The sequence below is a fragment of the Pseudazoarcus pumilus genome, from assembly GCF_002872475.1.
Lineage (GTDB): Bacteria > Pseudomonadota > Gammaproteobacteria > Burkholderiales > Rhodocyclaceae > Pseudazoarcus > Pseudazoarcus pumilus.
Genome location: NZ_CP025682.1, coordinates 1,275,960 through 1,294,798, shown reverse-complemented (window position 1 = coordinate 1,294,798; position 18,839 = coordinate 1,275,960). Strand labels below are relative to the sequence as shown.

At 65.3% G+C, this 18,839-nt stretch carries 22 protein-coding genes and 1 other RNA gene; 5 read left to right on the top strand and 18 right to left on the bottom strand.

The features are described 5' to 3' along the window. Positions 1–70: 70 nt before the first annotated feature. From C0099_RS06285 to ssrA, 4 genes are all read left to right on the top strand, one after another. Positions 71–781, top strand: a complete 711-nt coding sequence (locus C0099_RS06285) for an OmpA family protein (protein WP_102248405.1) — start codon at positions 71–73, stop codon at positions 779–781. A gap of 89 nt (positions 782–870) precedes the next feature. After that, the gene (ubiG, locus tag C0099_RS06280) at positions 871–1,572 is read left to right on the top strand and encodes a bifunctional 2-polyprenyl-6-hydroxyphenol methylase/3-demethylubiquinol 3-O-methyltransferase UbiG (RefSeq protein WP_102246651.1); all 702 of its coding nucleotides are present in this window, start codon (positions 871–873) and stop codon (positions 1,570–1,572) included. Next, positions 1,565–2,218 (top strand): HAD family hydrolase, encoded by a 654-nt coding sequence (locus C0099_RS06275; protein ID WP_102246650.1) that lies wholly within the window; start codon positions 1,565–1,567, stop codon positions 2,216–2,218. Before ubiG ends, C0099_RS06275 begins: the two co-directional genes overlap by 8 nt. A 73-nt stretch (positions 2,219–2,291) precedes the next feature. Beyond that, positions 2,292–2,671, top strand: a transfer-messenger RNA (tmRNA) gene (gene ssrA, locus C0099_RS06270). 55 nt (positions 2,672–2,726) lie between these two features. On the opposite strand, the gene C0099_RS06265 is transcribed toward ssrA, so the two are convergent. From C0099_RS06265 to C0099_RS06245, 5 genes are read right to left on the bottom strand one after another with little or no spacing between them, the layout of a single operon-like run. Further along, complete coding sequence (locus tag C0099_RS06265; RefSeq protein WP_102246649.1) at positions 2,727–3,323, bottom strand: SCO family protein; 597 nt, start codon at positions 3,321–3,323, stop codon at positions 2,727–2,729. Position 3,324: 1 nt separating this feature from the next. After that, positions 3,325–4,239, bottom strand: a complete 915-nt coding sequence (gene cyoE, locus C0099_RS06260; RefSeq protein ID WP_102246648.1) for a heme o synthase — start codon at positions 4,237–4,239, stop codon at positions 3,325–3,327. Beyond that, positions 4,205–5,242, bottom strand: coding sequence for a COX15/CtaA family protein (locus tag C0099_RS06255; RefSeq protein WP_102246647.1), 1,038 nt, complete (start codon positions 5,240–5,242; stop codon positions 4,205–4,207). Before C0099_RS06255 ends, cyoE begins: the two co-directional genes overlap by 35 nt. Further along, positions 5,242–5,799: an SCO family protein gene (locus C0099_RS06250; RefSeq protein WP_102246646.1), complete on the bottom strand. Its 558-nt coding sequence runs from the start codon at positions 5,797–5,799 to the stop codon at positions 5,242–5,244. The genes C0099_RS06255 and C0099_RS06250 overlap by 1 nt, the downstream gene beginning before the upstream one ends. Continuing rightward, entirely contained in the window at positions 5,789–6,478 is a 690-nt protein-coding gene (locus tag C0099_RS06245; protein WP_228151665.1) for an SURF1 family protein, read from the bottom strand. The genes C0099_RS06250 and C0099_RS06245 overlap by 11 nt, the downstream gene beginning before the upstream one ends. A gap of 132 nt (positions 6,479–6,610) precedes the next feature. Here C0099_RS06245 and C0099_RS06240 point away from each other — a divergent pair, with 132 nt between their 5' ends. After that, positions 6,611–6,805 (top strand): twin transmembrane helix small protein, encoded by a 195-nt coding sequence (locus C0099_RS06240; protein ID WP_102246644.1) that lies wholly within the window; start codon positions 6,611–6,613, stop codon positions 6,803–6,805. Here C0099_RS06240 and C0099_RS06235 read toward each other — a convergent pair. From C0099_RS06235 to C0099_RS06175, 13 genes are all read right to left on the bottom strand, one after another. Next, entirely contained in the window at positions 6,800–7,654 is an 855-nt protein-coding gene (locus tag C0099_RS06235) for a cytochrome c oxidase subunit 3 (protein ID WP_102246643.1), read from the bottom strand. The two genes, C0099_RS06240 and C0099_RS06235, sit on opposite strands and share 6 nt — an antisense overlap. A 124-nt stretch (positions 7,655–7,778) precedes the next feature. Beyond that, positions 7,779–7,976 (bottom strand): DUF2970 domain-containing protein, encoded by a 198-nt coding sequence (locus C0099_RS06230; RefSeq protein ID WP_102246642.1) that lies wholly within the window; start codon positions 7,974–7,976, stop codon positions 7,779–7,781. An 11-nt stretch (positions 7,977–7,987) separates the two neighbouring features. Continuing rightward, complete coding sequence (locus C0099_RS06225) at positions 7,988–8,554, bottom strand: cytochrome c oxidase assembly protein (protein ID WP_102246641.1); 567 nt, start codon at positions 8,552–8,554, stop codon at positions 7,988–7,990. Between the two features lie 168 nt (positions 8,555–8,722). Continuing rightward, positions 8,723–10,309, bottom strand: coding sequence for a cytochrome c oxidase subunit I (gene ctaD, locus C0099_RS06220; protein WP_102246640.1), 1,587 nt, complete (start codon positions 10,307–10,309; stop codon positions 8,723–8,725). A gap of 113 nt (positions 10,310–10,422) precedes the next feature. Continuing rightward, positions 10,423–11,601 carry a cytochrome c oxidase subunit II gene (gene coxB / locus C0099_RS06215; protein WP_102246639.1) on the bottom strand — a complete coding sequence of 393 codons (1,179 nt, stop codon included), beginning with the start codon at positions 11,599–11,601 and terminating at the stop codon, positions 10,423–10,425. 352 nt (positions 11,602–11,953) lie between these two features. Next, positions 11,954–12,379 carry a nuclear transport factor 2 family protein gene (locus C0099_RS06210; protein WP_102246638.1) on the bottom strand — a complete coding sequence of 142 codons (426 nt, stop codon included), beginning with the start codon at positions 12,377–12,379 and terminating at the stop codon, positions 11,954–11,956. Then, positions 12,376–13,143: an SDR family NAD(P)-dependent oxidoreductase gene (locus C0099_RS06205; RefSeq protein ID WP_102248404.1), complete on the bottom strand. Its 768-nt coding sequence runs from the start codon at positions 13,141–13,143 to the stop codon at positions 12,376–12,378. Before C0099_RS06205 ends, C0099_RS06210 begins: the two co-directional genes overlap by 4 nt. A gap of 5 nt (positions 13,144–13,148) precedes the next feature. Beyond that, positions 13,149–13,679: a DUF3833 domain-containing protein gene (locus tag C0099_RS06200; protein ID WP_102246637.1), complete on the bottom strand. Its 531-nt coding sequence runs from the start codon at positions 13,677–13,679 to the stop codon at positions 13,149–13,151. After that, positions 13,676–14,971, bottom strand: a complete 1,296-nt coding sequence (locus C0099_RS06195; RefSeq protein WP_102246636.1) for an MFS transporter — start codon at positions 14,969–14,971, stop codon at positions 13,676–13,678. The genes C0099_RS06200 and C0099_RS06195 overlap by 4 nt, the downstream gene beginning before the upstream one ends. Further along, the gene (locus tag C0099_RS06190; protein WP_102246635.1) at positions 14,964–15,524 is read right to left on the bottom strand and encodes a chalcone isomerase family protein; all 561 of its coding nucleotides are present in this window, start codon (positions 15,522–15,524) and stop codon (positions 14,964–14,966) included. The genes C0099_RS06195 and C0099_RS06190 overlap by 8 nt, the downstream gene beginning before the upstream one ends. After that, positions 15,493–16,713, bottom strand: coding sequence for an SAM-dependent methyltransferase (locus C0099_RS06185; protein ID WP_102246634.1), 1,221 nt, complete (start codon positions 16,711–16,713; stop codon positions 15,493–15,495). The genes C0099_RS06190 and C0099_RS06185 overlap by 32 nt, the downstream gene beginning before the upstream one ends. Next, positions 16,710–17,441, bottom strand: coding sequence for a DUF1365 domain-containing protein (locus tag C0099_RS06180; protein ID WP_102248403.1), 732 nt, complete (start codon positions 17,439–17,441; stop codon positions 16,710–16,712). The genes C0099_RS06185 and C0099_RS06180 overlap by 4 nt, the downstream gene beginning before the upstream one ends. A 41-nt stretch (positions 17,442–17,482) precedes the next feature. Beyond that, entirely contained in the window at positions 17,483–18,838 is a 1,356-nt protein-coding gene (locus C0099_RS06175) for an NAD(P)/FAD-dependent oxidoreductase (protein WP_102246633.1), read from the bottom strand. Position 18,839: the final 1 nt, after the last annotated feature.

Sequence of the window (18,839 nt, the reverse complement as noted above, 5' to 3'; positions counted from 1 at the left end):
AGCCGCGTCCAGACCGGCTCGGAAAATGACAGATTTGCCACAGACATCCCATTTGATGGACGAACAAAACATGAGCAAAAACCTCAAGAACAAGATGCTTGCACTGGCGGCTGTCGCTGCCCTCGGCATCGCTGCGGCTCCGGCCCAGTCCAAGGACGTCGTGATCACCTATACGTATGACGATCGGGGTGTCGTGCCCTACGTCATCGACAACCGCAAGGCGGTCGCGACGAGCGGCACCGGTCTGTGCTGGCGCACCGGCTTCTGGAGCCCGGCCGTGATCGAGACTGCGGTCGCCGGTCAGTTCCCGGTCGGCTGCAGCTGCGATCCCGACATCATCCCTGCCGACAAGTGTGAAGTCGTGGACCAGACCGGCGGTGCCAAGGCTGCCCCGCAGCCGACGACCGAGAAGATCAAGCTCTCGGCTGACGCCCTGTTCGACTTCGACAGCGCCATGCTGCGCCAGGAAGGCAAGATGGCGCTGAACGACCTGGCCGCCAAGGCTGCCAACGTCAACCTCGAAGTCATCCTCGCGGTCGGCCACACCGACCGCATCGGCTCGGACAGCTACAACAAGGCCCTGTCCGAGCGTCGTGCGACCTCGGTGAAGAACTACCTGGTGTCCAAGGGCATCGACGCCAAGCGCATCTACACCGAAGGCAAGGGCGAGAGCCAGCCGGTGACCGGCACGTCCTGCGACAACGTCAACGAGCGCAGCGCCCTGATCTCCTGCCTGCAACCGGACCGTCGTGTCGAGGTCGAAGTCATCGGCACGAAGTAAGCCGAAACGTCGCGATAGAGCGACCATCAAAGGCCCTGCTTCGGCAGGGCCTTTTGTTTGCATGACCCCCGATGACAGGGAGACGCCTCATGAATGCCAACGCGGACCCCGCGGAACTGCACAAATTCAGCGAGTTGGCCCACCGCTGGTGGGACCCGACCTCGGAATTCAAGCCGCTGCACGACATCAATCCGCTGCGCCTGAACTGGATCGACGCGAGCAGCCCGCTCGCCGGCAAGCGCGTCATCGACGTCGGTTGCGGCGGCGGCATCCTGTCGGAGAGCATGGCCGCGGCGGGGGCCACCGTCACCGGCATCGACCTGTCGGACAAGGCGCTCGGCGTGGCCCGCCTGCACCTGCTCGAAAGCGGCCTGAAGGTGAACTACGAACTGGCGGCCGCCGAAGAGTACGCCGAACGCCACGCCGGTCAGTTCGACATCGTCACCTGTCTCGAAATGCTCGAGCACGTACCGGACCCGGCCAGCACCATCGCAGCCTGCGCAAAGCTGGTGCGCCCGGGGGGCGAGGTGTATTTCTCGACGCTGAACCGAAACCCCAAGTCCTACCTGTTCGCAATCATCGGCGCCGAATACGTGCTCCGGCTGCTGCCACGCGGCACACATGAATACGCCCGCTTCATCAAGCCGTCGGAACTGTCGCGCGCATGCCGCGACGCCGGTCTCGATGTCCTCGATCTCACCGGAATGAGCTACAACCCGTTCACGAAGGTCTATGCGCTGGGGCGTGACACCGACGTCAATTACCTCGTACATACACGCCGCGATGGCTGACGCAATCCTGTTCGACCTCGATGGCACGCTGGCCGACACTGCGCCCGATCTGGCCGCAGCCGCCAACCGCCTGCGCGCCGAGCACGATCTGCCGCCGCTGCCGCCCGAAGCTCTTCGCACGCATACGTCCTCGGGTGCGCGTGGCATGCTGCGCGCCGCCTTCGACCTGCATCCCGAGGGCGATGCCTATCCCGACATGGTGGCCCGCTTCCTCGTCCACTACGCCAGCGCACTGTGCGTGCACACGCGCTTGTTCGACGGCATGGCCGAACTGCTCGATACGCTCGATGCCAACGCGATTCCTTGGGGCATCGTCACCAACAAGCAGGCGCGCTTCACCCTGCCACTGGTCGCCGCGCTCGGGCTCGACACGCGAGCCTGCTGCGTGGTCTCCGGCGACACCACAGCACGCCCAAAGCCCGCACCGGACCCGTTGCTGCACGCCTGTACCCAAGCGCATCTCGATCCGGCACGCACCCTCTACGTCGGCGACGATCTGCGCGACATCGACGCCGGTCGCGCCGCCGGCATGCCGACCGTGGCCGCCGCCTGGGGATATCTCGGCGACGAAGGCCCTGTCACCGCCTGGCAGGCAGACCACGTTATTGGTACCCCTGCGGAACTTCGACCGCTGGTCGGGCTCTGAGCTTGCGTACTACGTGTTAGCATGCGCACTTGAAATGGGCGTATCCGGCGCCATGTACCGGAACAGATTCACTGGGGCCGACTTGGCTTCGACGTGGGTCGCAAAGCAGTGCAGTGCATACCGAGGGCCAGGACACCTCGTAAATCCAGCTGGACCGCAAATAAACGCCAACGACGAGCGTTTCGCTCTCGCCGCTTAAACCCGGCGGGCGCTGCACCGGCAGGTCTCTGGGCCGGGTGGGCTTAGCGTAAGCTGAGTCCTCGCAGTGTCATTTACAGAGACTCGCGAGCAGGGTCGGGTCGCTTGGCCCTGCAGCTAAAGGTAAGGTGACTCGCTCCCGACCGGCCTGCCGACCGGCCAAGGCGAGAGTCAAATGAAAATAGGTCGGCTAAGTATGTAGATCTGTCTGTGGAGGGCTTGCGGACGGGGGTTCAATTCCCCCCGGCTCCACCAACACCGAACCCCGGCCGAACGGCCGGGGTTCTTTTTTTGGCAATCGCGTGCTCGATCAGTTGCCAGCGAGCAACAGCTTCAGGTCGGCGGCGATGTTCTCGGCCGATTCGGCGTGACGAACGTACAGACGCAAGCGCCCTTCCGGGTCGAAGACGTAAGTGCCGGCGGAGTGGTCGATGGTGTAGTTCATGCCGCTGGTGTCGCCGCTCTTCTGGTAGAAGACCTTGAACTCCTTCGCCACGGTGCCCGTCTGCTCGGCGTCGCCGCGCAGACCGAGGAAGCGCTCGTCGAAGTTCGGCACGTAGTTCGCGAGCAGTTCCTGTGTGTCGCGCTCGGGGTCCACGGTGATGAACAAGACCTGCACGCGCTCGGCATCCGCACCCAGCTCGCGCATTACGTCGCTCATCGTAGCCAGAGAACTGGGGCACACGTCGGGGCACTGCGTGAAACCGAAGAAGACCGTCACGACCTTGCCGCGGAAGTCCTCGAGGCTGCGCTCCGTACCGGTGTGGTCGGTCAGTTCGAACCCCTTGCCGTAGTCGGCACCGGTGATGTCGGTGTTGCGGAACTGCGGCGGCTGCTCGCCGCTGCATGCCGCGAGAACGAGCGCGGCGGCAGCGACGGTGAGTGTTTGAAACAGGCGTCGGGACATTTCAGAATCGCAGGTAGTGATCTACCAGCAATGCAGCGAACAGCAGGAACAGGTAGAGGATGGAGAAGCGGAAGGTACGACGCGCGAGCGCGTCGCTGTAGTTCGCATACAGCCGCCAGGAGTAGGCGATGAAGACACCGCCCAGCACGATGGCCGATACGAGATAGATCAAGCCGCTCATGCGCGTGGCGAACGGCAGCAGCGTCACGCCGAACAGGATCAGCGTATACAGCAGCACCGACAGTCGCGTGTATTCGGAGCCGTGGGTGACCGGCAGCATCGGCAGCCCGGCACGAGCGTAATCTTCGGTACGGTACAGCGCCAGCGCCCAGAAGTGCGGCGGTGTCCACGCGAAGATGATGAGGAACAGGATCAGCGCGTCGGCGGTGACTTCCCCGGTCACCGCGGCCCAGCCGAGCACCGGTGGCATCGCGCCGGAGGCACCGCCGATCACGATGTTCTGCGGCGTGCGCGGCTTGAGCATGACTGTGTAGATCACGGCATAGCCGACGAAGGTCGCCAGCGTCAGCCACATCGTCAGCGGATTGACCCACTGATGCAGAATCAGCAGGCCGGCGCCACCGAGCACGCTCGCGAAGGCCGCGGTTTCCGCGCAGGAGATCTCGCCGGTCGAGGTGGCACGTGCGCGCGTGCGCGACATGCTGGCGTCGATGCGCGCCTCGATCAGGCAATTCATCGCCGCTGCCGCGCCGGCGACGCCGGCGATGCCGACCGTTGCGGCCAGCACCACCGCGGGATCAGGCAGGCCGTAGGGTACGGCCAGGAACATGCCGATAATCGCACAGAATACGATCAGCGTATTGACCCGCGGCTTGGTGAGCACATAGAAGGCGCGCAGCCTCCGGCCGGCCGCAAGACGGTCAGGCGTAAGAGTTCTCGTGTGATGCACGCTCATCTTCTCCTCTCCCTTTCTCCATCGTGGCCGCGGTACTGCGGACACGATAATTGATGCCGACCATGATGACCACCAGCAGGGCCGCCCCGGCGTTGTGTGCGGCAGCGAGCAGCAACGGCAGGCTCAGCAACACGTTGGCGATGCCCAGCGCGACCTGCAGCGCGAGCGCCGCCAGCAGCGCATTGCCGAGCGAACGCGCGCCCGACTCCCTGCGCAAGCTAAGTCCCAGCGCGAACAACGCCACCCCGGCCACCAACGCACCGATGCGATGCATCCAGTGGATCGCGGTGAGCGCCTCGTGCGAGAGCAGTTCGCCCTCGGCCGTCATGCCCAGTTCGCGTACGACATGGAAAGCGTTGGAATAATCGGCCTCGGGCCAGAAGCTGCCGTGACATGTCGGAAAATCCATGCACGCGAGCGCCGCGTAGTTGGTGCTCACCCAACCGCCGAGCACGATCTGCACGGCGAGCAGGACGAAGGCGACACGCGCGAGCAGGGTCGCGCCCGCGCCGAGGTGCACGCGCGCTCGCGCGCGGGCGCGCTCGTGCAGCCAGGCGAGCAGCCCGAGGGTGGTCATTCCGCCGATCAGGTGTGCGGTGACGATGGCCGGCTTGAGCAGCAAGGTCACGGTCCACATGCCGAGCAGCCCCTGGAACACGACGACGCCGATGAGCGCGGTGGCGAGTACCGGATCGGTACCGGGATCCTGGCGTCGCCGCCACGCCATCGCGGCAATCGCGATGATCAGCAGGCCCACGGTCGAGGCGAGGTAGCGGTGAATCATCTCCTTCCACGCCTTGGGCATGCTCACCGGCCCGAACGGATCCGCCGAGTGGGCGTCCAGGATCTGCTCGGCGGCCATTGTCGGCGTGAGTTTGCCGTAGCAGCCCGGCCAGTCGGGGCAGCCCAGGCCAGCGTCGGCCAGGCGAACGTAGGCCCCGAAGACCACCACGACAGAGGTCAGGATCAGGGTCCACAACACGATGCGCCGATACAGGTTCATTATCGTCCCAGACCGGAATACTTGAGCAGACGCCGCAGATCCTTGATCACGGCCTTGATGTCGGGGTCGGCCGGGAAACGCATCATGGCGTTGCCCAGCGGATCGACCAGATACAGGTGGGATGCGGCCTGCGGCATTGCCGCCAGCCATTCGGGCACGGCGCGCGCGACGCGCAAGTCACGCTGCTCGGCAAGCGTCTCCGCGGTCGGTTCCACCTCGTCCGTGACCAGCCACACACGACCCAGCCGGCGCATCTCCTCGCCCTGCGCGAGCCATGCCTGGCGTATCGCGTAGAGCGAGCGGGCACAACGGTCGCCACATGCCCCCTCCCCGCTGTACACCAGAGTCCATTGATCCCGGAACGTCGCCAGGTCGACGTCCTGCTGTCCGACCAGCCCCTCGGCGCGGGCATCGGGCAACGGCGTCGGCTCGAGCAGTTCCCCGTAATTGACGGTTTCGTCGGGCTGCCAGAAATAGAAGGTGACGTAGGACGCGACCACCGGCAGCGTACACACCACGATCAGCGCGAACAGGGTCCACTTGGCGCTACGCTGCATTCTTTCTGAAGCTCCTGAAAACGTAATATCCGGTCAATGCCGCCGCCAATGCGGCCAGCGAATACCATTGCAGCGCATAGCCGCGATGGGTGTCCTCGCCCAGATCCGGATCGGCCCAGCGGCGCACCAGGCCATCGGCTGCCTCGGACTCCTGCTGCAGCACCCAGTCGCCGGGCGACAGCGCTGACCATGCGCGATAGGCGTCCAGATCGATGAACTGCCAGCGCTGCCCGTCGCGCGCCTGGTCGGCCAACGAGAACGGGTCGCGCTCGGGCACCACCACACGCCCGACGACCTCCACCTCGTCGCCCGACGTATCGACCTCGGGCAGGATGGCGCGGTCGGACCCGGCCGCTGTCCAGCCGCGATTGACCATCACCACCGATGCGTCGGTCAGTTCCAGCGGCATCAGCACATGGTAGCCGGGGCGACGATCGAGCACCCGGTTGTCCAGATACATCGCCGCTTCGGGCAACCAGCGCCCGCGCACGACGACGCGCGACCATTCCGGCGGCTGCACCCCGCGCGCCGAATCCAGCACCTGTGGTGTCGCGCCCGCATACTGCTCGATGCGAACTCCGATCTCGCGCTTTTCCTCGGCGCGGCGCAACTGCCAGTTGCCGAGCTGAACCGCGACGATGACAACAACGACACCCGCGAGCAAGGGAACCGGGTGCATCCCGAACGGACGAAACATTAACGGGCCGACACCGCTTCGACAGCGACGGCCGTTCGCGCGACAATGCACGCTCGGACCGCACAGGACACGACGGAACTCCGGCGGCCCGCTTCCTCCAACCGGAGTCCATCCATGAAATTCGTCGTCATCCTCTTCCTGCTGCTCATCGTGGCGAGTCTGGGCTCGGCACTGTTCTTCCTGATGCGGGACAAGGGCAGCGGCACCCGCACCGTCAAGGCACTGACGTTGCGGGTGGGCTTGTCCCTGGCCCTGTTCCTGATGCTGATGGGTGGTTTCGCCTCCGGTCTGCTGACGACGAACTTATAGCCAGTAGACGACTACGAACAGGCCCAGCCAGACCACGTCGACGAAGTGCCAGTACCACGCCGCCGCTTCGAAGGCGAAGTGGCTCTCCGGCGTGAAATGCCCGGCGCGTGAGCGGAAGTACATTACCAGCAGCATGATCGCACCGATGGTCACGTGCAGGCCGTGGAAGCCGGTCAGCAGGTAGAAGGTCGAGCCGTAGATGCCGCTGGACATGCGCAGGTTCAGATCGGCATGCGCATGGATGTACTCGTAGATCTGAAATCCCATGAAGATCGCGCCGAGCAGGATCGTCAGCAGCAGACCGGTCTTGAGCTGTCCGCGATTGTTCTTGAGCAGACCATGGTGGGCCCAGGTCAGCGTCACGCCCGAGGTGAGCAGGATCAGCGTGTTGAGCGCCGGGATGCCCCAGGCACCCATCGGCGTGAAGCCGTCGGCGTGGGGGTTCGGGCCGTCGGTCGGCCAGGCCGCCTCGAAGCCCTGCCATATCTGCGCCTCGGTCTCGCCACTGCCCAGCCACGGCACACTCAGCACGCGCGCATAGAACAGTGCGCCGAAGAAGGCCGCGAAGAACATCACTTCGGAGAAGATGAACCAGCCCATCGACCAGCGGAAGGAGCGGTCGACCTGCTTGTTGTACTTGCCGGATTCGGATTCGCGTACCACGGTTCCGAACCAGCCGAACATCATGTAGATCAGTAGCGCCAGCCCCAGAAAGAACAGCACCGGACCCGCGCTGATCTTGTTCAGCCAGCCGACCGCGCCGGTACCGAACAGCAGCAAGGCAACCGAACCGAAGATGGGAAATTTCGACGGTTCGGGAATAAAGTACTTATCCAGAGCGTGACTCATTTACAACCCCCTATGTGATGACCGCTTTGTCGTTCGCGGCCTTGCCACCGTTTATATGTTGCGCTTTCTTTCGAAGCCTTTGTGCAAACGACGCCTGTGACGCCGCTCCTCTCTCCTGTTCCGCTCAATCGGGCAGGACCCAATTCACAACTGCGAGAATACTCAGCACGAACACCGCGCCGGCGAACACTCCCGCCACGACGACGGCCTTGGGATCGAGCGATTTCGCGTCATCGTGATAGGCGCTCTTCCTGCGGATCCCGATGAAGCCCCACAGCACCGCCCGAATCGTCGCCCAGAAACCTGCTTTCTCGTTTGACACCCGCTCTCCCGTTACCCGCCGCGTTCAGCCGCTCGTCCGCTATCCGCGTTGCGCCCGGCGATCTCGAAGAACGTGTACGAGAGCACCACGGTACCCACATCCTGCGGCAGATCCGGATCGATCAGGAAAGCCACCGGCATTTCGCGCGTCTCTCCCGCCTGCAGCGTCTGCTGCGTGAAGCAGAAACAATCCATCTTGAGGAAATAGCGTCCCGCCAGTTGCGGCCCGTAGCTCGGCACCGCCTGCCCGGTCACGGCGCGGTCACGCGTATTGGTGACCTCGTAGGTGACCGTGGTCAGTTCTCCCGGGTTGATCTTCACCACGCTCTGCTTTGGCCGAAAGGTCCACGCCAGATCCTTGTGCGTGTTCGCATCGAACTCGATGGTCACCACACGCGAGCGGTCGACCTGGGTGTTTTTCGGTTCGCTCGACGGCTGCAGGATGTTGTAGAAACCGGTGGCTTCGCAGAACTTCTCGTAGAACGGCACGAGCAGAAATCCGAAGCCGAACATCACCACTGCAGCGATCCCCAGACGACCGAGCAGGCTGCGGTTCTCGCTTAGATCTTGAGCACTCATCCGGCAACCCTGAACTTGAACAATGCGTACAGGAAGAAGAACAGCGCCACCCCCGCAAGCACGAGTCCGAGACGGATGTTCTTTGCCCTGCGTGGGTCCTTCATCGGGTGTTTCCTCGCTGCGTCAATCGATTGCGGGCCGGCCGCAGTTCGCGGCCGGCCGCGCTCATTACTTCACCACCGGTGGTTCTTCGAAGGTGTGGTGCGGTGCCGGCGAGGGCACCGTCCATTCCAGACCCTCGGCACTTTCCCAGGCGCGGGCACCGGCTTTCTCACCGCCGCCGCTGGCCGCCTTGATCACGACCCACAGGAAGATCAGCTGGCTCAGGCCAAAGCCGAATGCACCGACCGACGCCATCATGTTGAAGTCGGCGAACTGCAACGCGTAGTCCGGTACGCGACGCGGCATCCCCGCCAACCCCAGGAAATGCATCGGGAAGAAGGTGATGTTGAAAAAGATCAGCGAGGCCCAGAAGTGCACCTTGCCGATGCGCTCGTCAGGCATGCGTCCGGTCCACTTGGGCAACCAGTAATAGGCGCCCGCAAAAAGCGCGAACAGGCTGCCCGCGACCAACACATAGTGGAAGTGCGCAACGATGTAATAAGTATCGTGAATCTGGATGTCTACCGGCGCGATCGCGCAGATCAGGCCGGTGAAGCCGCCCATCGTGAACACGAAGATGAATCCCACAGACCACAGCATCGGCGTCTCGAAGGTCATCGAGCCGCGCCACATGGTCGCGATCCAGTTGAACACCTTGACGCCCGTGGGCACGGCGATGAGCATCGTCACGTACATGAAGTACAACTGCCCCACCGTCGGCATGCCGGTGGTAAACATGTGGTGCGCCCAAACCATGAACGACAGGATGGCGATCGAGGCCGTCGCGTACACCATCGACGCGTAACCGAACAGCGGCTTGCGGGCGAAGGTCGGGATGATCGCGCTGACGATACCGAAGGCCGGCAGGATCATGATGTAGACCTCGGGGTGCCCGAAGAACCAGAAGATGTGCTGGTACAGCACCGGATCGCCGCCACCCACCGCGCTGAAGAAGCTGGTGCCGAAGTGACGGTCGGTCAGCAGCATCGTTACCGCGCCAGCGAGCACCGGCATCACGGCGATCAGCAGGTAGGCGGTGATCAGCCAGGTCCAGGCGAACAACGGCAGCTTCATCATGTTCATGCCCGGTGCGCGCATGTTGAGCACCGTCACGACGATGTTGATCGCGCCCATGATCGAGCTGATGCCCATGATGTGCACCGCGAAGATCGCCATGTCCATGCCCATGCCCATCTGGATGGACAGCGGCGGATACAGCGTCCAGCCCGCGGCGGTGGCGCCGCCCGGCACGAAGAAAGAGCCGATCAGCAGCAGCGCGGCCGGCGGCAGCAGCCAGAAACTCCAGTTGTTCATGCGCGCGAAGGCCATGTCGCTGGCGCCGATCATCAGCGGAATCTGCCAGTTCGCGAAGCCCACGAAGGCCGGCATGATGGCGCCGAACACCATCACCAGCCCGTGCAGGGTGGTGAGCTGGTTGAAGAATTCCGGAGCAACGACTTGCAGGCCGGGCTGGAAAAGCTCGGCCCGGATCGTCAGCGCCATCACGCCCCCCGCGAGGAACATGACAAAACTGAAGATCAGGTACATCGTGCCGATGTCCTTGTGGTTGGTGGTCGTGATCCACCGCATCAGCCCGGTGGGGCCATGATGATCGTGGTGATGATCCACGTGTTCCGGGGTAACCGCCGCCATGCTGCCTCCTTCTCTTGACCCCGCATGCAAGCCGCGCGCGGAGATGAGCTATCGAATTATTTCCTGGATTGGGGAAGGCATGCCGGCACCGCCGGCACGCCGGATTCGCTTGGTCAGTTGCCGCGGCGCGCCGCGACATCCTCGGGCGCAACCGCGTCGGCCGAGTTGCCCCAGCTGGTACGCAAATGCGTGGCCAGCCCGGCCAGGTCGGCGTCGGACAGATGCGCGAAGGAAGCCATCGCGGTTCCGGGGCGACCCTTGAGCAACACATCGAGAAGGGCACCGGCATCTCCGGTGACCACGTCGGCACCGGCCAGCGGCGGGAACGCCGGCGGCATGCCAGTGCCTCCGGCCTGATGACAGGCGACACAGTTGGCCGCATAGACCTTTTCACCGCGCGCGGCGAGCGCTTCGGGCGAAGCGTCGGCTTCTTCCGCCGGTGCGGCATCGGAGGCACTCGCATCAGTGGCGGTCTGCTCGCCGGCCGCGGCGCCGGCATCAGCCACGGTCGTGGCCTGTTGCGCGGCAACCCAGTCAGCGTAGGCGCGCTCGGAGACGACATGCACGACGATCGGCATGTAGGCATGATCGCGTCCGCACAGCTCGGCACAGACGCCGCGATACACACCCTCTTTGTCGGCGCGGAACCACGCATCTCGGATGAAGCCCGGAACCGCGTCCTGCTTGATGCCCAGCGCCGGCACCCACCAAGCGTGGATGACATCGTTGGCGGCGAGCAGCATGCGCACCTTTTTGCCGACGGGTACGACCATCGGATTGTCGACCTCGAGCAGGTAGTCGCGGCCCTTGGCCTCGCGGTTCTCGATCTGGTCGCGCGGCGTCGACAGCGTGGACACGAAGCTGATGCCCTCGCCTTCACCCACGACGTAGTCGTAGCCCCACTTCCACTGGTAGCCGGTCGCCTTGATGGTGATGTCGGACTCGGTCGAGTCGCGCATGTCGATGATGGTCTTGGTCGCCGGCCAGGCCATTCCGACGAGGATGAACACCGGAATCACGGTCCAGAGTACCTCGACCATGGTGTTCTCGTGAAAGTGCGCTGCAGTCGCACCCTTGGACTTGCGGTGCGCGTAGATGGACCAGAACATCACGCCGAACACCGCGATGAAGATCACCAGACAGATGAGCATCATCAGGGTGTGCAGATCGTAGATCTGCGAGGCGACCGATGTCACCGGCTCCTGAAGATTGTATCTGGCCTGCGCCGAAGCTTCCGACGCGGCGACCAGAGTCAAAAGGCCTGGTACTGCAAGGCGACCAGAAAGACTCATGCCCCAACTCCCCCGTTATACAAGCAATGCTTTTAACGGAGCCTGTTCGCGCGCGACCGCTCCCGCACCCGGGCGGAAGGCGACCTCGAAGCATTTTCGGACTCGAACCGACCCCACTCTCCCAGGGACCGGGTCGCTGCCGGACTTCCGGACGCGACGGACAGGCTGGCACGCCGTGATTCATTCGAACTCTTGTACGGGCGTGCTTTTCCGTATGCCGTGATGGAGTGTGCCACAAGCGTTCAAACTGCGGCAAGACGATTCTGGCCGCTTGCGCCCTGATCCAGATCAAGTCTCGCGCATTTCCTTCGACGGCCTCCACGGCCGATTTCAGCCGCTATCGGGGATGCGCTCAGGCGCGCGTCGCGGACATCCTGCGTCCCAGCCAGCGCACGGCCGGACCCACCGCAGGAAGTTTCGCGTAGAGCTCTTCGGCCACATCCCAGTAGTCGCGGTGGGCGCACACGCGACCGTCCCCATCGAAGTCGAGCACGCTTGCGCCGACGATCTCGTAGCTGTGCGCGCGCAGAACGAACGTGAAGCGCCATTCGAGCGCCGCGCGCCGGCCATCCGCAATGCAGCCGGTAACGCGGAAAGAGGGCGCATCGAGGTGTTCGAACATGTGCGCGAAGATGCGCTCGATCGCCGCGTGACCGACGACATCGTTGAACGGATCGCGAAAGCGCGCGTCGGCAGCGTAGATCTCGCGCAGCCGCGGGATCGTCTCCGGCTGCAGCCCCTCGTAGAATGCGACGACGGCATCGACTCCCGTACTCACAGCCCGGTCGCCTTCTTCACCAGCGCGAAGGAAAGCCGTCGCGGCAGCCACGCGACGAACTTCAGTGCCCGCGTGAATCGACGCGGAAAGTGGATTTCGAAACGTCCGGCGGCGAAGCCGGCGACGATCTCGCGCGCCGCCTCCTCGGGGGTGATCAGTGCCGGCATGTGAAAGTCGTTCTGCGCGGTCAAGGGTGTGGCGACGAAGCCTGGGTTGATCAGAAACACCGACACCCCCTTGGGCGCGAGATCCAGATGGGCGACCTCCGCGAAGTTGATCAGCGCCGCCTTGGTGGGTCCATAGATGGCCGCCTTGGGCAGACCGCAATAACCGGCCACGCTCGCCACCATCGCCACGGCCCCGCCGCCGCGCGCAAGCATCGGACGCACCACGCGCGCCACCCCTTCCATGGTGCCGGTGAGGTTGGTCGCGATCGTCCCGCGGATCTCGTCCGGGTCCAGTTCCCAGGCGCGTACCGGACGATAGGCGCCAGCCGCGAACACGGCCAGGTCGATACCGCCCAGCGCCGCCACCACCGAGTCGACGGCGCGCGCCTGATCCTCGCTACAGGCGACATCCATCGGGACAATGACCGCGCCGGGACAGTCGGCGGCAACCGCCTCGAGCTTCTCGCGTCCGCGCGCCGACAGGGCCAGACGCGCGCCCAGCGAGGCCAGCCGACGCGCCAGGGCCGCGCCGATGCCGCTCGATGCACCGACGATCCACACGCGGCGACCGGCCCAGTCGCGAATCGGCTCGTTCATCGGCATCATGAGTCCCGCTTGTAGAACGACAGCGTGACCTCGCCCAGACGCACGCCGAACTTGCTCATCTCGGAGCGGTTGAGCATCACGCGCTCGTCCATCAGGAACATCCAGTCGTCGAAGTTCACGTGATAGGTTTTGCCGTCGACGGGCAGTTCGAGCACGTAGCGCCAGCGCAACGCATTGCCGCGCGCCTCGCCCTTGGCTTCGCCGATCACGTCGCCGGCCGTGCCGCTATAGGTGTGCGCATCGTGACGCACGATGGTCCACACGCGACGCTGGGTCGTGCCGTCCGAATACGTGAAGCGCTCGTCGAGTGTGCCGGTGTCGCCTTCCCAGCTCGCCTCGATGACCGCATGAAAGCGCTTGACGACCTCGCCCGAGCGGTCCTGGAAGATACCGTGGGCGTCGAGCGTCCCGTCGAAATACTCGCGCAGGTCGAGCACCGGCCTCTCCTCCGCATAGCGCCCCACGTCCACCGATCCGCAGCCGGCCAGCCCCAGCACGCCGGCGAACACGCACAGCAGTTTCTTCATCGCATCGCTCTCTCGAAATCCAGTTCGTGTCTCAATCGCCACAGCAGCGCCGCGGCTCCCAGCTTGGCCACGCAGGGCAGCACCGCATAGACCAGCGACAGCGATGCGGCCGAGCCACCCTGCCCCGGCGTGTAGCCGAGCAGTGTCAGCGCCGGCAGCGCGATGCCGGCGGCCAGCGCGAGGTTGGCCTTGGTGACGAAGTTCCACCAGCCGAACCACGCGCCGGCGCGCGCCTCGCCGCCCGGAAAGTCGCGCTCCAGCAGGTCCGCGAGCATCGCTGGCGGCAAGGCCAGGTCCGCCCCCAGCGCCGCACCCGAGAGCACGCAGATCACGACATAGGCGACGACGTCACCCGAGCCGAGCATCGCTGCCCATGCGAACACCGCTACCGACAGCAGCATCGCCGCAAGCCACGCGCGCAGCTTGCCCACACGCGCCGCCACCCGCACCCAAAGCGGCAGGCTGGCCGCGCCGGCGACGAAGTACAGGCCCAGGAACATGCCTTCGAGCGCCGCCGCATCGAGCACGTCCGCGACGAAGAACAGCACCGTAGTCGCCGGAATCGCCGCCGCGATGCCACTGACCGCGAACACGGCGAGCATCCACGCGAAGGGGCGGTGCGACAGTGCCGCACGCAAGGCACCGAACAGCGGCGCCGCCGCATTGCGCCGCACGACCGGGCGCGGCGCGGTCAGCAGCGTGATCGCCGCGCATGCGGCGAGCACCGGCAGAAACAGCCATGCCAGCCGCTCCAACCCCTGCGCGCCGCCACCCAGCGCGCCGGGCAGAGCCGCAGCCACCACGACACCGAGCAGCGCACAGGCCTCGCGCGCGGCGACCAGTCGCGTGCGGTCGATCGGCGCCTGGGCGGCTTCCGCACCCCAGGCGTTGTAGTTGATCGTCGCCAGGGAAAAGCCCAGGGTCACCGCGATCACCGATGCTGCCAACCAGGCTGCACCGGCACCAGCCGGCGGTGCCAGCAGCGCGAGCATGCCCGCGGCGAGCAACGGCAACGCGATCAGCACAAGTGAGCGACGCGCGCCCCAACGATCCGATAGCGCGCCAATCAGCGGATCGGTCACGGCATCGACCACACGCGAGGCGAGCAGCACGCCGCCCACCAGAGCCAGCGACAAGCCCAGATCACCGCCGTAGAGCTTGGGCGCGTGTACGTAGATGGGCAGCGCAGCGAAGGCCAGCGGCAGGCCGAGCGCACCGTAGGCCAGCACCGAGCGGACCGGTAGCGCGCCTGATGGGCACTGCGGCAGCGCGACCGCCCCCGGCTCAGCCATCGTCGCCGCGCCCCAGCAAGGCCTCGCGCAGCCCCGGCTCGCGCGTACGCTCGTCAAGCCAGATCGCAAAGAACGCGTCGGCAAAATCGGCGTCCTCGATGCGCACGGTGCGCTCGCCGCGGTGGTAGAACACCGCGCTGCCGTCGGCCTCGCGCACGCCTACGATCACGTCACCCGATACCACATCCGGAAAAGCCGCCTCGAGATCGTCCCGCCAGGCCTCGATCCTCGACTCTTCGGCTACGCCCAGACGCCGCATCTCGTCGAGGCTGGTGTCGACCAGCCGTGTCGAGGCGATATCGCGGTGATAGCGAATCTCCAGCGCGAACGCCCCGTCGGTCGGCGCCGCGTCGTCCGTGGCCCACAGCGATGCGTCGTAGATGCGAAACCCCAGCCAGCGCATCTGCCCCTCGCCGACCATGCGCCAGCCCGCGTCACGCCCGCCCAGCAGGTCCGGCGTCTGCCACGTCGACGCACCCGCGAACGTCACGGCCAGCAACAGCGCGAACGCAGACAAGGCCTTATGCACGGCGGAACTCGAGATGATGGACATCGATGTCTCCTGCGGTAAAGCCCGCCTCGCAATAAGCCAGGTAGAAACGCCACATGCGCGCGAAGCGATCGGGAAACCCCTGGGCGCGCACCTCGGCCTGCCGGGCCACGAAGGTCTCGTGCCAACGCGCCAGCGTGGTTGCATAGTCGCGCCCAAAGGCGTGATCTCCGTCGGGCACGAGACCGGCCGAACGTGCGTGCCGAGCGACAATCGACGGCGAGGGGAGCATGCCGCCCGGGAAGATGTAGCGCTGAATGAAGTCCGTGCCGCGGCGGTAGCGCGCGAACAGGGCGTCATCGATGGTGATGGCCTGGATCACACAACGTCCCTCGGGAGCGAGCAGTTCGCGGATGCGCCCGAAATAGGTCGGCCACCAGCGCTCACCGACCGCCTCGATCATCTCGATCGACACGACGTGATCGAAGCGCCCCTGTACGTCACGGTAATCACACAGTTCGAAACCGGCGAGTTCGGCGAAACCGCCCTCCTCGGCGCGGCGACGTGCGTATTCGAGCTGGGACGGCGAGAGGGTCAAACCCGTCACGCGGCAACCGAACTCGGTCGCGGCAACCTCGGCGAAGCCACCCCAGCCGCAGCCGATCTCGAGGATATGCTGCCCGCGCCGCGCGCCGAGACGCTCGAGAATGCGCCGGTACTTGCGCCGCTGCGCCTCAGCCAGCGACTCGCCTGCATCGCCGAACAGCGCCGACGAGTAGGTCATCGTCTCGTCCAGCCACAGGCGGTAGAAATCGTTACCCAGGTCGTAATGGGCCTCGATGTTGCGCCGCGATCCGCTCCGCGTGTTCGCACGCAACAAGTGCCACACGCGATAGGCGGCCAGCCTCAGCATGCGTCCGTACACGGCGCGTCCGAGGACTTCGCGATTGCGTGCGAGCAGCGTCAGCAGCGCGGCCGGCTCCTCGCTGTCCCACCAACCTTGCATGTAGGCCTCGCCCAGGCCGATGTCGCCGCGTGCCAGCACCGCATCGAAACAGCGCGCGTCACGCACCCGCCAGTGTGCGACGAGGGGCCCGTCACCGCAGCGAAAGTCCGCGCCATCGGGCAGTTCCACGGCCAGCGCCCCACCTTCGATGCGATGCAGCAGTTCCAGCGTCAAGCGTGCAGCACGGGAAAGATCGGGGCGCGCGCTCGCCGGACAGGCGTCGAACAGTTGTTCCTGCGAACTCATCGGGTGGTTTCCTCCAGGGGGCACGGGGGCTTGCGAAAGAAGGGCACGCGCTTGAACCACAAACGCAGCGCCTGCCAGTGGATACGCACGATCACGCCCAACGTCATCAGCGGCGCGCGCGAGAGCCAGCGGCGCATGGCGACGGCATCGAGCGGCTGCGCCCGCCCGCCGATGCGCGTGCTCAGGCGCAGCGCACCGTCGACCCAATAGTCGATGTTCACGAAGTTCACGCTCTCGCGCTGGCCGAAGACGAATCGGTATTCGCCATCCACACCCATGAACGGAGAGACATGAAAGACCTTGCGCGCAGTCAGCACGTCGTCGCGCCCGATCGCACGCAGGTCGTCGTGATGCACGAGGTAGTTGTGGTGCTCGCCGAAGGTATTGACCACTTCGGCCAGCACCACGCGCAACCGTCCCTGCGCGTCATGGCAGAACCAGAAACTGACCGGGTTGAACACGTAGCCGAACTGGCGCGGCATGGTCTGCAGCACCACCTCGCCGCCGGTGACATGTGTCAGCCCGTGATCGGCCAGCAGCGCGCGTATCCACGGCAGCAACGGCGAGCCGTCGCGCGCGCCGTGATCGCGCGCACGCAGGGAAAATGGTGCGGCGCGCTCGATGCCGAGCAGGGGCACATCGAGCGCCTCGAGTTGCGACAAGGGCAGACGCAGAAAGGCCGTGCGATAGGTGAAACGGTTGTGCGCCGGCGTCAGACGCTCGTGCATCACCGCGCCGAAGCACGCCTGCGGGCAAAACGCCGTCGCACTCACGCTGCCACCCTGCCCGCCGCGACTTTCCATGGCGCGTACACGCCCAGACCCTCGGCCACGCGCATCGCCGAGCGCAGCCCGTCCTCGTGAAAGCCATAGCCCGTCCATGCGCCGGCGAACCAGCTGTGGCGCTGCCCCTGAAGACTCGCGAGCCGCGTCTGCGCGTCGATCGCGCCCTGATCGAAGACCGGGTGGGCGTAGTCGAATTCGGCGATGACGTGATGCGGGTCCGGTTCGCGGAACGGATTGAGCGAGACCACCACCGGACTCTTGAACGGCACCGGTTGCAGCCGGTTGATGAGATAGCTGACCGACACCGGCCGCGTCTCATCGCTGCCGCCGGCCGACAGATAGTTCCATGCCGACCACACCGCCCTTCTGCGCGGCAACAGCGCCGGATCGGTGTGCAGCACCGCGCGGTTGCGCTGATAGGGCACGGCGGCGAGCACGCTGCACTCGTCCTCGCTCACGCCGTCACCGAGAATCGCCAGCGTCTGGTCGCTGTGGCAGGCGAATACCACCTCGTCGAAACGCTCCGCCGCCCCGCCGGCACGCAGCCACGCGCCGGAAGCGTCGCGCGCGACATGCTCGACCGGACAGGCCACGCGCACATCGTCGAGCGTGGCGAGCATGCGTCGCACGTACTCGCGCGCGCCGCCACACACGGTCATCCATTGAGGACGATCCAACACCTGCAACAATCCGTGATTGCGACAAAAGCGCACGAAGGTCGCCAGCGGATAGGCGAGCATCGAGCGCGTCGGGCAAGACCAGATCGCCGCCGCCATCGGCAGCAGATAGCAGTGTCGAAATGCCTGGCCGTAGCCCTCGGAATTCAGATAGTCGCCCAACGACATCTGCGGCGCGGTCGAATGAGTGGCCATCGCCGTGGCCGCGCGGTTGAATCGAATGATGTCGGCGAGCATGCGCCACATGGCCGGGCGCGCCAGATTTCGGCGCTGCGCGAAGACGGTGCCCAGATCTGCGCCCGCCCACTCGAAATCGGGCGCATCGACGCTCACCGCGAAGGACATCTCCGACTTGGCCACCGGCACGCGCAGTTCGGAGAACAGCGCGCACAGGTTGGGATAGGTGCGTTCGTTGAACACCAGAAACCCGGTATCGACCGGATGACGAAGTCCATCGACTTCGATGTCGACCGTATTGCTGTGTCCGCCAACGTAGCTTGCGGCCTCGAACAGCGTGACACGATGTTCGCGCGCGAGCAGCCACGCCGAAGCCAGCCCTGCGATGCCGCCGCCGACGACGGCTATGCGCCGTCCGCGGGACGCGGAGTCGTCCTGGCCCGCACGAACGTCGGACGCAAGGAACCGCTTTTCCGGAGCGTTCATC

What these genes read in the sequence shown, in the direction of transcription:
- C0099_RS06285 (WP_102248405.1), top strand. Translation starts at nt 71, where the DNA reads ATGAGCAAAAACCTCAAGAACAAGATGCTTGCACTGGCGGCTGTCGCT.
- ubiG (WP_102246651.1), top strand. Translation starts at nt 871, where the DNA reads ATGAATGCCAACGCGGACCCCGCGGAACTGCACAAATTCAGCGAGTTG.
- C0099_RS06275 (WP_102246650.1), top strand. Translation starts at nt 1,565, where the DNA reads ATGGCTGACGCAATCCTGTTCGACCTCGATGGCACGCTGGCCGACACT.
- C0099_RS06265 (WP_102246649.1), bottom strand. Translation starts at nt 3,323, where the DNA reads ATGTCCCGACGCCTGTTTCAAACACTCACCGTCGCTGCCGCCGCGCTC.
- cyoE (WP_102246648.1), bottom strand. Translation starts at nt 4,239, where the DNA reads ATGAGCGTGCATCACACGAGAACTCTTACGCCTGACCGTCTTGCGGCC.
- C0099_RS06255 (WP_102246647.1), bottom strand. Translation starts at nt 5,242, where the DNA reads ATGAACCTGTATCGGCGCATCGTGTTGTGGACCCTGATCCTGACCTCT.
- C0099_RS06250 (WP_102246646.1), bottom strand. Translation starts at nt 5,799, where the DNA reads ATGCAGCGTAGCGCCAAGTGGACCCTGTTCGCGCTGATCGTGGTGTGT.
- C0099_RS06245 (WP_228151665.1), bottom strand. Translation starts at nt 6,478, where the DNA reads ATGCACCCGGTTCCCTTGCTCGCGGGTGTCGTTGTTGTCATCGTCGCG.
- C0099_RS06240 (WP_102246644.1), top strand. Translation starts at nt 6,611, where the DNA reads ATGAAATTCGTCGTCATCCTCTTCCTGCTGCTCATCGTGGCGAGTCTG.
- C0099_RS06235 (WP_102246643.1), bottom strand. Translation starts at nt 7,654, where the DNA reads ATGAGTCACGCTCTGGATAAGTACTTTATTCCCGAACCGTCGAAATTT.
- C0099_RS06225 (WP_102246641.1), bottom strand. Translation starts at nt 8,554, where the DNA reads ATGAGTGCTCAAGATCTAAGCGAGAACCGCAGCCTGCTCGGTCGTCTG.
- ctaD (WP_102246640.1), bottom strand. Translation starts at nt 10,309, where the DNA reads ATGGCGGCGGTTACCCCGGAACACGTGGATCATCACCACGATCATCAT.
- coxB (WP_102246639.1), bottom strand. Translation starts at nt 11,601, where the DNA reads ATGAGTCTTTCTGGTCGCCTTGCAGTACCAGGCCTTTTGACTCTGGTC.
- C0099_RS06205 (WP_102248404.1), bottom strand. Translation starts at nt 13,143, where the DNA reads ATGAACGAGCCGATTCGCGACTGGGCCGGTCGCCGCGTGTGGATCGTC.
- C0099_RS06200 (WP_102246637.1), bottom strand. Translation starts at nt 13,679, where the DNA reads ATGAAGAAACTGCTGTGCGTGTTCGCCGGCGTGCTGGGGCTGGCCGGC.
- C0099_RS06195 (WP_102246636.1), bottom strand. Translation starts at nt 14,971, where the DNA reads ATGGCTGAGCCGGGGGCGGTCGCGCTGCCGCAGTGCCCATCAGGCGCG.
- C0099_RS06190 (WP_102246635.1), bottom strand. Translation starts at nt 15,524, where the DNA reads ATGTCCATCATCTCGAGTTCCGCCGTGCATAAGGCCTTGTCTGCGTTC.
- C0099_RS06185 (WP_102246634.1), bottom strand. Translation starts at nt 16,713, where the DNA reads ATGAGTTCGCAGGAACAACTGTTCGACGCCTGTCCGGCGAGCGCGCGC.
- C0099_RS06180 (WP_102248403.1), bottom strand. Translation starts at nt 17,441, where the DNA reads ATGCACGAGCGTCTGACGCCGGCGCACAACCGTTTCACCTATCGCACG.
- C0099_RS06175 (WP_102246633.1), bottom strand. Translation starts at nt 18,838, where the DNA reads ATGAACGCTCCGGAAAAGCGGTTCCTTGCGTCCGACGTTCGTGCGGGC.